Genomic DNA, 14,812 nt, shown 5'->3' on the forward strand with positions numbered 1-14,812 from the left:
TTTGCGGCACACTCGCCGCGCTGTGTCGAATTGCCCTACAAATCCAAGGAATCCGCAGATGGCAACCCTACTGGTGCTTCACGGCCCCAACCTGAACCTGCTCGGGACTCGCGAACCGGGCCACTACGGCGCCGTGACCCTGGCCCAGATCAACCAGGACCTGGAGCAGCGCGCCCGCGCCGCCGGCCACCATCTGCAGTACCTGCAGAGCAATGCCGAGTACGAACTCATCGATCGTATTCATGCCGCACGCAACGAGGGTGTGGACTTCATCCTGATCAATCCGGCTGCTTTCACCCATACAAGCGTCGCATTACGTGACGCATTGCTCGCGGTGAGCATCCCATTCATCGAAGTGCACCTGTCCAACGTGCACAAACGCGAACCGTTCCGTCACCACTCCTACTTTTCCGATGTTGCCGTAGGAGTGATCTGCGGCCTGGGCGCCAGCGGTTATCGTCTGGCTCTGGAGTCTGCACTGGAACAACTGGCTGCCAACGCACAGCCCTGATAACGAAAACCCTGGCCTCAGTGGGCCGGGGTTAGAGAGAAACGTTCAGATACGTTTTTAAATTTCGCCCCCTGACCGAACCTTTGGGAGTTGATGATTAATGGATATCCGTAAAGTCAAGAAACTGATCGAGCTGCTGGAAGAGTCTGGCATCGACGAGCTGGAGATCAAGGAAGGCGAAGAGTCGGTCCGTATCAGCCGCCACAGCAAGACCCCGGCCGCCCAGCAGTTCTACGCACCGGCACCAATGGCTGCCGCGCCTGCCGCTGCTCCGGTTGCCGCTGCCGCTGCGCCAGCCGCCGAAGCCGCTGCTGCGCCAGCCCTGAAAGGCACCGTGATCCGTTCGCCAATGGTCGGTACCTTCTACCGCAAGCCTTCGCCGACCTCGCCGAACTTCGCTGAAGTTGGCCAGAGCGTGAAGAAAGGCGACACCCTGTGCATCGTCGAAGCCATGAAGATGATGAACCACATCGAAGCCGATGTTGGCGGTGTCATCGACGCCATCCTGGTGGAAGACGGCCAGCCGGTTGAGTTCGACCAGCCGCTGTTCACCATCGTTTGAATCGCGGAGAGCCAACGATGTCTGGGAAGCTCGAAAAAGTCCTGATCGCCAACCGTGGGGAAATTGCCCTGCGGATCCTGCGTGCCTGCAAAGAGCTGGGCATCAAGACCGTCGCCGTGCACTCCACTGCCGACCGTGAACTGATGCACCTGGGCCTGGCAGACGAGTCGGTCTGCATCGGCCCTGCATCGTCCAAGGATTCCTACCTGCACATCCCGGCGATCATCGCTGCCGCCGAAGTCACCGGCGCCACCGCGATCCACCCGGGTTACGGCTTCCTCGCGGAAAACGCCGATTTCGCCGAGCAGGTGGAAAAGTCCGGTTTCGCCTTCATCGGCCCGAAAGCCGACACCATTCGCCTGATGGGCGACAAGGTTTCGGCCAAGGACGCGATGATCAAGTCGGGCGTGCCAACCGTACCAGGCTCCGATGGCCCGCTGCCGGAAGACGAAGAGGTCGCCCTGGCGATCGCTCGTGACGTCGGCTACCCGGTGATCATCAAGGCCGCCGGTGGCGGTGGTGGTCGCGGCATGCGCGTGGTGCACAAGGAAGAGGACCTGATTTCCTCGGCCAAGCTCACCCGTACCGAAGCCGGTGCTGCCTTCGGCAACCCGATGGTCTACCTGGAGAAGTTCCTGACCAACCCACGTCACGTGGAAGTTCAGGTACTGTCCGACGGCCAGGGCAACGCCATCCACCTGGGCGACCGCGACTGCTCGCTGCAGCGCCGCCACCAGAAGGTGCTGGAAGAAGCCCCGGCCCCGGGCATCGACGAGAAGGCCCGCCAGGAAGTCTACAAGCGCTGCGTCGATGCGTGCATCGAGATCGGCTACCGTGGTGCAGGTACTTTCGAGTTCCTGTACGAGAACGGCCGCTTCTACTTCATCGAGATGAACACCCGCGTGCAGGTTGAGCACCCGGTGTCGGAGATGGTCACTGGCATCGACATCGTCAAGGAGATGCTGAGCATCGCCGCTGGCAACAAGCTGTCGTTCCGCCAGGAAGACGTGGTCATCCGTGGCCACTCGCTGGAGTGCCGGATCAACGCCGAAGACCCGAAGAAGTTCATTCCGAGCCCAGGCAAGGTGAAGCACTTCCACGCCCCGGGCGGCAACGGCGTACGCGTCGATTCGCACCTGTACAGCGGCTACTCGGTTCCGCCGAACTACGACTCGCTGATCGGCAAGCTGATCACCTACGGCAAGGACCGCGATGAAGCCATGGCGCGCATGCGCAATGCCCTGGACGAAATCGTCGTCGACGGCATCAAGACCAACATCCCGCTGCACCGCGACCTGGTGCGTGATGAAGGTTTCTGCAAAGGCGGCGTGAACATCCACTACCTCGAGCACAAACTGGCCAACCAGGAGTGATCGCGTTAGCGTGATGCACCAAAACCCCGGACTTGTTCCGGGGTTTTTTGTTGTCCGTCTTCAGGGATTTTGCGCCTGTGAGATCGAGCGCCGCCCGCGCGGCGCATCGCGAGCTGCTACGTCTGCTTTTGGCCAGTAACGCCTGTGGCAGATGCGCGCGACCGCCTCGTTGGTACGACGCGATAGTGTGCCGTGCACCAAGGCGTACGCGCGCAAATCCTCCAGGAATAATTGGCCCGAAACAAACGTAGGAGCGAGCGCAGCTCGCGATGCGCCGCGCGGGCGGCGCTCGGTCTCAAAGGCGCCGGAAATGTCGCGGCAAGCCCATGTCAGCCCTAACTCAATCCCCTCTTCATCCGCGGCATCTCGATCCGGTGCTCATGCACCCGCCGATACAAGGTCGCTCGCGATATCCCCAAAGCACGCGCCGCTTCCGCCGGTTTCCAGCGATGGCGGATCAGGGCATCGAGCAGCAACTGCCGAGCCGGGCTCGATACCCCGGCATCAGACACAGGTACGGCATCACCCCGCACCTCCTGCGGCAAGTTCTCCAGGCACACTTGCCCGCCCTCATTGACCGCACAGGCATACCGCAGCACCTGCCGCAGCTGGCGCAAATTCCCCGGCCAGCGGTACACCAGCAGTGCCTGTAACGCATCGTCGGCCAGCACCACCTCAACCCCGCAAGCCTCGGCCTCCTCAGCCAGCAACTGATGAATCAGACCTAATCGATCCTCCCGTTCCCTTAGCGGAGGCAACTCAAAGCGGGCATTGGCCAGACGGAAATACAGGTCCTCACGGAAACGCCCTTCCCTCACCATCCCCGCCAGGTCGCGGTGGGTCGCACAGATCACCTGGATATCCACCCGCTCCCGCCGCGCAGCGCCCAGCGGCGCCACTTCGCCTTCGGCCAGCACCCGCAGCAGGCGGGTCTGCAGGTGCAGCGGCATGTCACCGATTTCGTCGAGGAACAACGTGCCGCCATCAGCCTGCTGCAACAGCCCCTGCATGCCTTTGCTCGACGCACCGGTAAACGCCCCGGCGACATAGCCGAACAGCTCGCTCTCGATCAGGCTCTCGGGGATAGCTGCACAGTTCAGCGTGACGAACGGCCCTTCACGGCGCTGGCTCTGTTGGTGCAGCTGACGCGCGAAGACCTCCTTGCCGGCACCGGTCTCGCCCTGCACCAGCACTGCCAGGCTGCAATCCTTGACCCTTGTGGCCAACCGCAAGTGCTGTTCGATGCGCGCATCCTGCGCTTGCTGCAAAGGTTGCGTCCGGTTCCGCCACTGGGGCGCGCTGACTCGCCCATACAACCCGCCCCAACCCGGCAGGCGCTGGGCCGAGGCCTCGTTGGCGCGGCGCAGCTGGGCCATGTCGAACAGCTCACCGATGTGTTCGGGCAAACGTCCGTGCCTTGCCAGCAAGCGCTCGCGGGCCAGGCTGTTGATCGCCTTCAGGCGGCCATCGGCATCCCAGGCCAGCAGGTAGTCGGGCTGGCTCTCCACATAACCCGGCGTGCCATGGGCGCGCATCACCCAGTGGCCCTGGGCGCTATGCATGAAAAAGGCATTCTCGATCTCGCGCGCGGTCTGCTCCACCAGTTGCAGGATCAGGTGCTGGCTGCGGCGGTCGTCCGGTGATTGCAGGGCCGACACATCCAGCACGCCGAGCAGTTCGCCCTGTGGGTCGAATACCGGCGCCGCCGTGCAGGTCAGGCCGATGAAGGCGGCGCGAAAGTGATCGCGCTTGTGCACCGTGACCGGCGCCTTGCTGGTCAGTACCGCCGCCACGCCACAGGTGCCCTCTTCGCCCTCGGACCAGCAGGTACCCAGGTACAGGCCGGCCTTGCGGCAATCGTTGCGGATGGCCGATTCGACCCGGTAATCGATGGTGCGCCCCAAAGCATCGGTCAGCAGCACGCAATAGTCGGCGCCGCGCACCCGCGCATGCAGGCGAGCCACGGCATCGCTGGCAATGCGCAGGAACAGTTCGGCGCGTTCGCGGCATTCGTTGAGCAGGGTTTGGGACAGGATGCGCGGCCCCTGCTGGGACCCTGGGTCAAGACGGTACAGCTCCATGGAACGGCGCCATGAATCGAGGATCAGCGGCGGCACCGGCGCCTGGGGCAGGCGGTCGGCGTTCTTCAGCACCCGGCTGACGCAATCGACATGGGCTCGGGAGTTCGCGGCAAGCATGGGGCCTCCGGTTCCTGTTTGTTCTTGTCGTTGTGCGGCCATTAAGCGCTTGTCGGCATGCCCCGCAAAGCGCTGTGTGATTACCGGTGAGCTTGAGACGCAACGTCTCAGCCTCCCGGCAAACGCCCGACGATGCTGGCACGCAGCGTCTCAGGCAATGGCCACCGCAGTCTTGCCGGATAGCCATTTAACCGCTCTGCAACGGCCCTTGCAGGGCACGCAAAGAAAACTGGCACCCACCTTGCTCAAGCCTAGGCAAACAAGAACACGAGGTGTGCCATGCCGCAGCCTGCCCCGACCATCGGGATCATTGCCAACCCTGCCTCCGGCCGCGACCTGCGTCGCCTGACCAGCAACGCCGGGCTCTACTCCAGCACCGACAAGGCCTCGGTCATCCAGCGCCTGCTCGCCGCGTTTGGCGCCACCGGCGTCGCCGAGGTGCTGCTGCCCACCGACATGACCGGTATTGCTGCCGCCGTGCTCAAGGCCAGCCTCGGCCCCGTGGCGCAGGACCAGCACTGGCCGCGCCTGGAGCTGCTCGACCTGCCATTGACCCAGACTGTCAGCGACACCCGCCTGGCCACCCGGCAGATGGTCGAACGCGGCGTGGCGATGATCGCCGTGCTGGGCGGCGACGGCACGCACAAGGCCGTGGCGGCCGAGGCTGGGGACACGCCCCTGCTCACCCTGTCCACCGGCACCAACAACGCCTTCCCCGAACTGCGCGAAGCCACCAGCGCAGGCCTCGCTGGCGGCTTGCTCGCTGGCGGCCGGGTACCAGCCAGTATCAGCCTGCGCCGCAACAAGCGGCTGCTGGTGAAGGTACCGCAGCAACAGCTGTGCGAATGGGCGCTGGTCGAAGTGGCGGTGTCGCCGCAACGCTTCATCGGCGCTCGCGCACTGAGCCGCAGCGAAGACCTCAGCGAAATCTTCGCCTGCTTCGCCGAGCCCCACGCCATTGGCCTGTCCGCCCTCTGCGGGCTGTGGCAACCGGTGGCCCGCCAAGAACCCCACGGCGCCTGGGTACGGCTCAACCCCGGTGCCGAACAGGCCCTGCTCGCCCCACTGGCCCCCGGCCTGCTGCAAGGCTGTGGCATCACCGCCAGTGGCACGCTCAGCCCGGGCGTGGCCCATCGCCTGAGCCTCACTGCCGGCACCCTGGCCCTGGATGGCGAGCGCGAGATCGAGTTCGCCGAACACGACACCCCGACCATCACCCTCGACCTGCAAGGCCCGTTAACCGTCGACGTCGAGGCCGTGCTGGCACATGCCGCCCGTCATCACCTGCTGGCCGTCCCGCGCGGCCATCGGCTGCACCCTGCAACCCCGTGTTGAGACAACCCTGGAGAACAACAAGATGTCCACTCACCTCAGTTCAGAGCAATTGCTGCATGCCTATGAAGTGATGCGCACCATCCGCGCCTTCGAAGAACGCCTGCACGTGGAGTTCGCCACCGGCGAAATACCCGGCTTCGTCCACCTGTATGCCGGTGAAGAAGCCTCAGCCGCCGGGGTCATGGCGCACCTGCGCGACAGCGATTGCATCGCCTCGACCCACCGCGGCCATGGCCACTGCATCGCCAAGGGCGTCGATGTGTACGGCATGATGGCCGAGATCTATGGCAAGAAGACCGGCGTGTGCGGCGGCAAGGGCGGTTCGATGCACATCGCCGACCTGGAAAAAGGCATGCTCGGTGCCAACGGCATCGTCGGTGCCGGCGCGCCACTGGTGGCCGGCGCCGCCCTGGCGGCCAAGATCAAGGGCAATGACAACGTGGCCGTGGCCTTCTTCGGTGACGGCGCTTCCAACGAAGGCGCGGTGTTCGAGGCGATGAACCTGGCCTCGATCATGAACCTGCCGTGCATCTTCGTCGCCGAGAACAACGGCTACGCCGAAGCCACCGCCTCGACCTGGTCGGTGGCCTGCGACCACATCGCCGACCGCGCCGCCGGTTTCGGCATGCCAGGCGTGACCATCGACGGCTTCGACTTCTTTGCCGTGCACGAGGCCGCTGGCGCCGCCATCGAGCGCGCCCGTTCCGGGCAAGGCCCGTCGCTGATCGAGGTCAAGCTGAGCCGCTACTACGGCCACTTCGAAGGCGACGCACAGACCTACCGCGCCCCTGACGAGGTGAAGAACCTGCGCGAATCCCGCGACTGCCTGCTGCAGTTCCGCAACAAGACCACCCGTGCCGGCCTGTTGCAGGCGGCACAACTGGACGCCATCGACGCCCGTGTCGACGATCTGATCGAAGACGCCGTGCGCCGCGCCAAATCCGATCCCAAGCCGCAGCCCGCCGACCTGCTCACCGACGTCTACGTCAGCTACCCCTGAGCCCGGACAACAAGAACAACAGGAGAACCACCATGGCTAGAAAAATCAGCTACCAGCAGGCCATCAACGAGGCCTTGGCCCAGGAAATGCGCCGCGACACCAGCGTGTTCATCATTGGCGAAGACGTTGCCGGTGGCGCGGGTGCTCCGGGTGAGGATGACGCCTGGGGTGGCGTGCTCGGCGTCACCAAAGGCCTGTACCACCAGTTCCCGGGGCGCGTGCTCGATGCACCGCTGTCGGAAATCGGCTACGTCGGTGCCGCCGTCGGTGCCGCTACCCAAGGCCTGCGCCCGGTGTGCGAGCTGATGTTCGTCGACTTTGCCGGCTGCTGCCTGGACCAGATCCTCAACCAGGCCGCCAAGTTCCGCTACATGTTCGGTGGCAAGGCGGTCACCCCGCTGGTGATGCGCACCATGTACGGTGCCGGCCTGCGTGCTGCGGCCCAGCACTCGCAGATGCTTACCTCGCTATGGACCCACATCCCCGGCCTGAAGGTGGTCTGCCCGTCTTCGCCGTATGACGCCAAGGGCCTGCTGATCCAGGCAATCCGCGACAACGACCCGGTGATCTTCTGCGAGCACAAGCTGCTCTACAGCATGCAGGGCGAAGTGCCGGAAGAGGTGTACAGCGTGCCATTCGGCGAGGCCAACTTCCTGCGCGACGGCGACGACGTGACTCTGGTGACCTATGGGCGAATGGTCCACGTAGCCATGGAAGCGGCCAACAACCTCGCCCGCCAGGGCATCGACTGCGAAGTGCTGGACCTGCGCACCACCAGCCCACTGGACGAGGACAGCATTCTCGAAAGCGTGGAGAAGACCGGCCGCCTGGTGGTGATCGACGAAGCCAACCCGCGCTGCTCGATGGCCACCGATATCAGCGCACTGGTCGCGCAAAAGGCCTTCGCCGCGCTCAAGGGCCCGATCGAGATGGTCACTGCACCACACACCCCGGTGCCCTTCTCCGATGCCCTGGAAGACCTGTACATCCCTGACGCGGCGAAGGTCGAAGCGGCCGTGCGCAAGGTGATCGAAACTGCAAGGAGTGCCGCATGAGCCAGATCCATACCCTGACCATGCCCAAGTGGGGCCTGTCGATGACCGAGGGCCGGGTCGACGCCTGGCTCAAACAGGAGGGGGATGAAATCAGCAAGGGCGACGAGGTGCTGGACGTCGAGACCGACAAGATCAGCAGCAGCGTCGAGGCGCCGTTCAGCGGCGTGCTGCGCCGCCAAGTGGCCCGGCCCGACGAAACCTTGCCGGTAGGTGCACTGCTGGCCGTGGTGGTGGAAGGCGAAGCCGAGGAATCGGAAATCGATGCCGTGGTGCAACGCTTCCAGGCCGAGTTCGTCGCTGAAGGTGGTGCCGACCAGGCCCAGGGGCCGGCACCGCAAAAGGCCGAGGTGGCCGGGCGCCTGCTGCGCTGGTTCGAGCTGGGTGAAGGTGGCACGCCGCTGGTGTTGGTGCATGGTTTTGGCGGCGACCTCAACAACTGGCTGTTCAACCACCCGGCACTGGCGGTCGAGCGTCGGGTCATCGCCTTGGACCTGCCGGGGCATGGTGAGTCGGCCAAGGGCCTGGCTAAAGGTGATCTGGATGAGTTGAGCGAAACCGTGCTGGCCCTGCTCGATCATCTGGATATCGCCAAAGCCCACCTGGCCGGGCACTCCATGGGCGGCGCGGTCAGCCTGAATGTGGCGCGCCTGGCACCGCAGCGGGTGGCGAGCCTGAGCCTGGTGGCCAGTGCCGGGCTGGGCGAGGCGATCAATGGCCAGTACCTGCAAGGTTTCGTCGCCGCCGCCAACCGCAATGCGCTGAAGCCGCAGCTGGTGCAGCTGTTTGCCGACCCCGGTCTGGTGACCCGGCAGATGCTCGAGGACATGCTCAAGTTCAAGCGCCTGGAGGGCGTGGATCAAGCTTTGCGCCAGCTGGGGTCGGCGCTGGCTGACGGTGACCGCCAGCGGCATGACCTGCGTGGGGTACTGGGGCAGCACCCAGCGCTGGTGATCTGGGGGGCCGAGGACGCGATCATTCCGGCGGCGCATGCCGACGGGGTCGAGGCCGAGGTGCTGGTGGTGCCCGGGGTCGGGCACATGGTGCAGATGGAGGCGGCTGAGCAGGTGAACCAGCGGTTACTGGATTTCCTGCGCAAGCATTGACCCTTTTTGACTGTGTTCCGGCCTATTCGCGGGCAAGCCAGCTCCCACAGGGTCTCCACTGACCTTGAAAACCCTGGATAACCTGTGGGAGCGGGTTTACCCGCGAAGAAGGCGACGCGGTCTGCCAGCCCTGCTCTACAAACCCCCCGCACTCGCGTAAACTGCCAGGCTTCTCGCAGCCTCGGGCTGCCCCTGTCGATTTACCAAAGGTGCCCGCCATGCCTTGGCTGCAAGTACGCCTGGCCATCAGCCCGGAACAAGCCGAAACCTACGAAGACGCCCTGCTCGAAGTCGGCGCCGTATCGGTCACGTTCATGGACGCCGAAGACCAGCCGATCTTCGAACCCGACCTCAACACCACCCCGCTGTGGTCGCACACCCACCTGCTGGCCCTGTTCGAAGCCGACGCCGAGCCTGAAGCGGTATTCGCCCACCTGCAGCTGCTGACCGGCGCCGAACTGCCCGAGCACCAGGCCGAAGTGATCGAGGACCAGGACTGGGAACGCAGCTGGATGGACGGTTTCCAGCCGATGCGCTTTGGCCAGCGCCTGTGGATCGTGCCGAGCTGGCACGAGGCCCCGGAAAAGGACGCGGTCAACCTGCTGCTCGACCCGGGCCTGGCGTTCGGCACCGGCACCCACCCGACCACCGCACTGTGCCTGGAATGGCTCGACGGCCAGCAACTGCAAGGCACCCAGGTGCTGGACTTCGGCTGCGGCTCGGGCATCCTTGCCATCGCCGCCCTGCTGCTGGGCGCGCGTGAGGCCGTCGGTACCGACATCGACGTGCAGGCCATCGAAGCCTCCCGTGACAACGCCCAGCGCAACGGCATCGCCGACGAAAAGCTGGCGTTGTACCTGCCCGAGCACATGCCGGCCATGCAGGCCGACGTGCTGGTCGCCAACATTCTCGCCGGCCCGCTGGTGTCGCTGGCACCGCAGCTGTCCGGCCTGGTCCGCCCAGGTGGGCTGCTGGCCCTGTCGGGCATCCTCGCCGAACAGGGTGAGGAAGTGGCTGCCGCCTACGCTGCCGACTTCGATCTGGACCCGATCGTCGTACGCGACGGCTGGGTACGCATCAGTGGTCGGCGCCGCTAAGCGGGCCTAGAATAATTCTCTGCACAGCTCCCGGATCGCCGCATGACCGACAGTTTCGTCACCCAGTGCCCGCATTGCCAGACCAGCTTTCGCGTCACCCATCACCAGTTGAGCGTGGCTCGCGGCGTCGTGCGCTGCGGTCACTGCCTGCAGGTGTTCAATGCGGCCAAGCAGTTGCTGGAGCAGAACCGTGCCACGGCCGGTGTTGCCCCCGAGGTGCCACTACCCGCCGTGGTCGAACCGGTTGCCGCGCCTGAACCGGTCGCCAGCGAGCCGCCGCCGGTCGAGAAAGAGGACTGGGCCATCACCGCCCAGGCCCTGGATGAACTCGACCTGGACCAGGAGCTCGCCCGCCTCGAACGCCGTGGCGAACCTGCCGAACCCGGCCCGGATACCAAGGCCGGTGCCCTGCAGGCCCGTCGCGACGAACCGGCTACCGACGAGCACGATGATGAACTGTTCGGCACCGCGACCGACGACCGCCATGAACCGCTCGCTGCACATGACCCGGCGCCGGTGCTGCTGGACGAGCAGCCCCTGGAGCGGGAGCCGGGCGATCGCACCGAGCCGACCCTCGGTGGCAACCTGGACCTGGACCTCGACGACGAACCGCCGGCGCAACGCGCTGACGAGCCAGAGCCCACGCAGCGGCTCGATGAGCACGATGACGACGTCATTCACGAAAAGGGCCTGAGCGCCCGTGACGACGACACCGACCTCCATTTGTCAGCCCGCGATGACGACCCGCTGGAGCCGCTGCCCGGCGAACGCCTGGAGCCCGGCTTCACCGCCAAGCCTGAGCGCCCGTCACGCAAGGAGCCGCTGGTCGACGTGGTCGACGACCCGCTGCAGCTGGGCTGGGAGAAACCCCGGCCAAACTGGGGCAAGCGCCTGCTGTGGAGCTTCCTGACCCTGCTGGCCGCTGGCCTGCTGGCATTCCAGTACGTGTGGTTCCACTTCGACGAATTGGCCCGCCAGGACCAGTACCGGCCGACCTTCCAGCAACTGTGCCCGATGCTCGGCTGCCAGGTGCCGACCCGCGTCGATATCGGCCGGATCAAGAGCAGCAACCTGGTGGTACGCAGCCACCCGGACTTCAAGGGCGCGCTGATCGTCGATGCGATCATCTACAACCGCGCACCGTTCGCCCAGCCGTTCCCGCTGCTGGAGCTGCGTTTCGCCGACCTCAACGGCCAGCTGATCGCCAGCCGTCGGTTCAAGCCCAGCGAGTACCTGTCGGGTGAATTGGCCGGGCGCGGCGAAATGCCCAGCCAGACCCCGATCCACATCGCCCTGGATATTCTCGACCCAGGCCCCAAGGCCGTGAACTACAGCCTCAGCTTCCGCTCCCCGGAGTGACGAGCCAAGGCTGGCTGCCGGTTTGTCGGCGCCAGCACGCAGTCGCAAACCCTCGGGCATAAGGCCGCAGCTGTTCAGAATTTATCCAAATCCATCTTTATCCGGTCACCGAGAGCGGGTATCATGCCAACCCTTTTTCGGACTCCCATGATTCGGCCCCACAACAGGGAACACCTATGTCGGCGGTACGCATCGGCCCATACACACTACGCAACAACCTGATCCTCGCGCCCATGGCCGGGGTCACGGACCAGCCTTTCCGTACACTTTGCAAGCGCCTGGGCGCCGGCATGGTGGTGTCGGAGATGGTCAGCAGCGACATGAGCCTGTGGAACAGCCGCAAGTCCAGCCTGCGCCGCATCCATGAAGGTGATCCTGAGCCACGCTCGGTACAGATCGCCGGTGGCGATGCGCAGATGATGGCGGCGGCGGCCCGGGCCAATGTCGAGGCAGGCGCCCAGATCATCGATATCAACATGGGCTGCCCGGCAAAAAAAGTCTGCAACAAAGCTGCAGGCTCTGCTTTATTGAGAGATGAAGCTCTGGTCACCGAAATCCTCCACGCCGTGGTCGGCGCGGTGGACGTACCGGTGACGCTGAAAATCCGCACCGGATGGGACCGGGCGAACAAGAACGGCCTGAACGTGGCGAAGATCGCCGAACAGGCCGGTATCCAGGCGCTGGCGGTTCATGGCCGCACACGCGCCGACCTGTACACCGGCGAAGCCGAATACGACACCATCGCTGCCATCAAGCGGGCGGTGTCGATCCCGGTTTTCGCCAATGGCGATATCACTTCGCCAGAAAAGGCCCGGGCGGTGCTGGATGCCACCGGGGTCGACGGCTTGCTGATTGGCCGGGCTGCCCAAGGGCGGCCATGGATCTTTCGCGAGATCGAACATTTTTTGGGGACTGGCCAGCATTTGCCGGCCCCGCAGTTGGACGAAGTGGAACGCATCCTGCTGGAACACCTGGCCGCGCTGCATGCCTTCTATGGCGATGTGATGGGCGTACGTATCGCCCGCAAGCACGTGGGCTGGTACCTGGCAACACGACCCGGCGGCAAGGAGTTTCGCTCCCGGTTCAATGCTTTGGAAGACACACAAGCGCAGTGCGCCAACGTTCGCGCGTATTTCAGCGAACGTCGACAGAGCCTTGAGACAGAGGACGGACAAGGGGTGGCCGCATGACGATGATGACCGAGACATTAGTGAGTGGAACAACGCCCGTGAGCGACAACGCCAACCTCAAACAGCACCTCAACACGCCAAGCGAAGAGGGTCAGACCCTTCGTGACAGCGTCGAGAAGGCGCTGCACAACTACTTCGCACACCTGGAAGGCGCGACCGTCACCGACGTGTACAACCTGGTGCTCTCCGAAGTAGAGGCGCCCCTGCTCGAAAGCGTGATGAACTACGTGAAGGGCAACCAGACCAAGGCCAGCGAGATGCTCGGGCTCAACCGTGGCACCCTGCGCAAGAAGCTCAAGCAGTACGACTTGCTGTAAGCCAGAATCCCAATCAGAAAAGGCGGCCTCTGCGAAGAGACGCCTTTTTTGCTGACTCCACCGCGTTATTGGAACCCGAAATGACCGACCAGACTACCCGCCTGCCAGTCCGCCGCGCCCTGATCAGCGTCTCCGACAAGACCGGTATCCTCGAATTCGCCCGTGAGCTGCAACAGCTTGGTGTCGAGATCCTGTCCACCGGCGGCACCTACAAGCTGCTCAAGGACAACGGTGTGAACGCGGTGGAAGTGGCCGACTACACTGGCTTCGCCGAAATGATGGATGGCCGGGTCAAGACCCTGCACCCGAAGATCCACGGTGGCATCCTCGGCCGCCGCGGCACCGACGATGCCATCATGAACGAGCACGGCATCAAGCCGATCGACCTGGTTGCAGTCAACCTGTACCCGTTCGAAGCCACCATTTCCAAGCCTGGCTGTGACCTGCCGACCGCCATCGAGAACATCGACATCGGTGGCCCGACCATGGTCCGTTCGGCGGCCAAGAACCACAAGGATGTCGCCATCGTGGTCAACGCCAGCGACTACGCCGGCGTGCTGGAAGGCCTCAAGGCCGGCGGCCTGACCTACGCCCAGCGCTTCGACCTGATGCTCAAGGCGTTCGAGCACACTGCCGCCTACGACGGCATGATCGCCAACTACATGGGCACCATCGACCAGGCCAAAGAGACCCTGAGCACCGAAGCGCGCAGCGAGTTCCCGCGCACCTTCAACAGCCAGTTCGTCAAGGCCCAGGAAATGCGCTACGGCGAGAACCCGCACCAGAGCGCGGCGTTCTACGTTGAAGCCAAGAAAGGCGAAGCCAGCATCTCCACTGCCGTGCAGCTGCAGGGCAAGGAACTGTCGTTCAACAACGTGGCTGACACCGACGCCGCGCTGGAATGCGTAAAGAGCTTCGTCAAGCCGGCCTGCGTCATCGTCAAGCACGCCAACCCGTGCGGCGTGGCTGTTGTACCTGAAGACGAAGGCGGCATCCGCAAGGCCTACGACCTGGCCTACGCCACCGACACCGAGTCGGCGTTCGGCGGCATCATCGCCTTCAACCGCGAGCTGGACGGCGAAACCGCCCAGGCCATCGTCGACCGTCAGTTCGTCGAAGTGATCATCGCGCCGAAAATCTCCCAGGCTGCCCGCGACGTGGTAGCGGCCAAGCAGAACGTACGTCTGCTGGAATGCGGCGAGTGGCCAGCTGAGCGCGCTGCTGGTTGGGATTTCAAGCGCGTCAACGGTGGCCTGCTGGTGCAGAGCCGCGATATCGGCATGATCACCGCCGATGACCTGAAGATCGTCACCAAGCGTGCACCGACCGAGCAAGAGATCCACGACCTGGTCTTTGCCTGGAAAGTGGCCAAGTTCGTCAAGTCCAATGCCATCGTCTACGCCAAGCAACGCCAGACCATCGGTGTCGGCGCCGGCCAGATGAGCCGCGTCAACTCCGCGCGCATCGCCGCCATCAAGGCCGAGCATGCCGGCCTGCAGGTGCAGGGTGCGGTCATGGCATCGGACGCGTTCTTCCCGTTCCGTGATGGCATCGACAATGCGGCTAAAGTGGGTATCAGCGCCGTGATCCAGCCGGGTGGTTCGATGCGTGATGCTGAAGTCATCGCTGCTGCCGACGAGGCAGGCATCGCGATGGTCTTCACCGGTATGCGCCACTTCCGCCACTGATTTACGGCAATCGGCCGCACTGAA

13 protein-coding genes are annotated in these 14,812 nt (G+C 64.3%); 12 read left to right on the top strand and 1 reads right to left on the bottom strand.

Annotation, left to right across the window (positions count from 1 at the left end):
- Positions 1-58: 58 nt before the first annotated feature.
- The 3 genes from aroQ (at position 59) to accC (ending at position 2,446) form a co-directional block, all read left to right on the top strand.
- Complete coding sequence (gene aroQ / locus BGP85_RS26330) at positions 59-511, top strand: type II 3-dehydroquinate dehydratase (RefSeq protein WP_008093086.1); 453 nt, start codon at positions 59-61, stop codon at positions 509-511.
- A gap of 100 nt (positions 512-611) precedes the next feature.
- Entirely contained in the window at positions 612-1,073 is a 462-nt protein-coding gene (accB, locus tag BGP85_RS26335) for an acetyl-CoA carboxylase biotin carboxyl carrier protein (RefSeq protein WP_103445826.1), read from the top strand.
- Between the two features lie 17 nt (positions 1,074-1,090).
- A complete protein-coding gene (accC, locus tag BGP85_RS26340) occupies positions 1,091-2,446 on the top strand; it encodes an acetyl-CoA carboxylase biotin carboxylase subunit (protein ID WP_103445827.1) in 1,356 nt (451 codons plus the stop codon).
- A gap of 335 nt (positions 2,447-2,781) precedes the next feature.
- On the opposite strand, the gene BGP85_RS26345 is transcribed toward accC, so the two are convergent.
- Positions 2,782-4,644 (bottom strand): sigma-54-dependent Fis family transcriptional regulator, encoded by a 1,863-nt coding sequence (locus tag BGP85_RS26345; RefSeq protein WP_103445828.1) that lies wholly within the window; start codon positions 4,642-4,644, stop codon positions 2,782-2,784.
- A 279-nt stretch (positions 4,645-4,923) separates the two neighbouring features.
- Between BGP85_RS26345 and BGP85_RS26350 the strand changes: the two genes are divergently transcribed.
- The 9 genes from BGP85_RS26350 (at position 4,924) to purH (ending at position 14,788) form a co-directional block, all read left to right on the top strand.
- Positions 4,924-5,979 carry an NAD(+)/NADH kinase gene (locus BGP85_RS26350; RefSeq protein ID WP_103445829.1) on the top strand — a complete coding sequence of 352 codons (1,056 nt, stop codon included), beginning with the start codon at positions 4,924-4,926 and terminating at the stop codon, positions 5,977-5,979.
- Positions 5,980-6,001: 22 nt separating this feature from the next.
- Positions 6,002-6,979, top strand: a complete 978-nt coding sequence (locus BGP85_RS26355; RefSeq protein ID WP_085676826.1) for a thiamine pyrophosphate-dependent dehydrogenase E1 component subunit alpha — start codon at positions 6,002-6,004, stop codon at positions 6,977-6,979.
- 32 nt (positions 6,980-7,011) lie between these two features.
- Positions 7,012-8,034 carry an alpha-ketoacid dehydrogenase subunit beta gene (locus tag BGP85_RS26360; protein WP_103445830.1) on the top strand — a complete coding sequence of 341 codons (1,023 nt, stop codon included), beginning with the start codon at positions 7,012-7,014 and terminating at the stop codon, positions 8,032-8,034.
- Positions 8,031-9,137, top strand: coding sequence for an acetoin dehydrogenase dihydrolipoyllysine-residue acetyltransferase subunit (locus BGP85_RS26365; protein WP_103445831.1), 1,107 nt, complete (start codon positions 8,031-8,033; stop codon positions 9,135-9,137). Before BGP85_RS26360 ends, BGP85_RS26365 begins: the two co-directional genes overlap by 4 nt.
- Before the next feature lie 218 nt (positions 9,138-9,355).
- The gene (gene prmA / locus BGP85_RS26370) at positions 9,356-10,234 is read left to right on the top strand and encodes a 50S ribosomal protein L11 methyltransferase (protein WP_103445832.1); all 879 of its coding nucleotides are present in this window, start codon (positions 9,356-9,358) and stop codon (positions 10,232-10,234) included.
- Between the two features lie 42 nt (positions 10,235-10,276).
- The gene (locus tag BGP85_RS26375) at positions 10,277-11,593 is read left to right on the top strand and encodes a DUF3426 domain-containing protein (RefSeq protein ID WP_103445833.1); all 1,317 of its coding nucleotides are present in this window, start codon (positions 10,277-10,279) and stop codon (positions 11,591-11,593) included.
- Between the two features lie 176 nt (positions 11,594-11,769).
- Positions 11,770-12,783, top strand: a complete 1,014-nt coding sequence (gene dusB / locus BGP85_RS26380; protein ID WP_103445834.1) for a tRNA dihydrouridine synthase DusB — start codon at positions 11,770-11,772, stop codon at positions 12,781-12,783.
- Positions 12,780-13,100 (top strand): DNA-binding transcriptional regulator Fis, encoded by a 321-nt coding sequence (gene fis / locus BGP85_RS26385; RefSeq protein WP_008093076.1) that lies wholly within the window; start codon positions 12,780-12,782, stop codon positions 13,098-13,100. The genes dusB and fis overlap by 4 nt, the downstream gene beginning before the upstream one ends.
- 80 nt (positions 13,101-13,180) lie before the next feature.
- Entirely contained in the window at positions 13,181-14,788 is a 1,608-nt protein-coding gene (purH, locus tag BGP85_RS26390) for a bifunctional phosphoribosylaminoimidazolecarboxamide formyltransferase/IMP cyclohydrolase (protein WP_103445835.1), read from the top strand.
- Positions 14,789-14,812: the final 24 nt, after the last annotated feature.

The organism is Pseudomonas putida, from assembly GCF_002906855.1.
Classification (GTDB): domain Bacteria; phylum Pseudomonadota; class Gammaproteobacteria; order Pseudomonadales; family Pseudomonadaceae; genus Aquipseudomonas; species Aquipseudomonas putida_N.

Excerpts from the sequence above, each read along its gene's own strand:
- purH (WP_103445835.1), top strand. The coding sequence starts at position 13,181 with ATGACCGACCAGACTACCCGCCTGCCAGTCCGCCGCGCCCTGATCAGC.
- accB (WP_103445826.1), top strand. The coding sequence starts at position 612 with ATGGATATCCGTAAAGTCAAGAAACTGATCGAGCTGCTGGAAGAGTCT.
- BGP85_RS26350 (WP_103445829.1), top strand. The coding sequence starts at position 4,924 with ATGCCGCAGCCTGCCCCGACCATCGGGATCATTGCCAACCCTGCCTCC.
- BGP85_RS26360 (WP_103445830.1), top strand. The coding sequence starts at position 7,012 with ATGGCTAGAAAAATCAGCTACCAGCAGGCCATCAACGAGGCCTTGGCC.
- BGP85_RS26355 (WP_085676826.1), top strand. The coding sequence starts at position 6,002 with ATGTCCACTCACCTCAGTTCAGAGCAATTGCTGCATGCCTATGAAGTG.
- BGP85_RS26375 (WP_103445833.1), top strand. The coding sequence starts at position 10,277 with ATGACCGACAGTTTCGTCACCCAGTGCCCGCATTGCCAGACCAGCTTT.
- BGP85_RS26365 (WP_103445831.1), top strand. The coding sequence starts at position 8,031 with ATGAGCCAGATCCATACCCTGACCATGCCCAAGTGGGGCCTGTCGATG.
- accC (WP_103445827.1), top strand. The coding sequence starts at position 1,091 with ATGTCTGGGAAGCTCGAAAAAGTCCTGATCGCCAACCGTGGGGAAATT.
- dusB (WP_103445834.1), top strand. The coding sequence starts at position 11,770 with ATGTCGGCGGTACGCATCGGCCCATACACACTACGCAACAACCTGATC.
- BGP85_RS26345 (WP_103445828.1), bottom strand. The coding sequence starts at position 4,644 with ATGCTTGCCGCGAACTCCCGAGCCCATGTCGATTGCGTCAGCCGGGTG.
- prmA (WP_103445832.1), top strand. The coding sequence starts at position 9,356 with ATGCCTTGGCTGCAAGTACGCCTGGCCATCAGCCCGGAACAAGCCGAA.
- aroQ (WP_008093086.1), top strand. The coding sequence starts at position 59 with ATGGCAACCCTACTGGTGCTTCACGGCCCCAACCTGAACCTGCTCGGG.
- fis (WP_008093076.1), top strand. The coding sequence starts at position 12,780 with ATGACGATGATGACCGAGACATTAGTGAGTGGAACAACGCCCGTGAGC.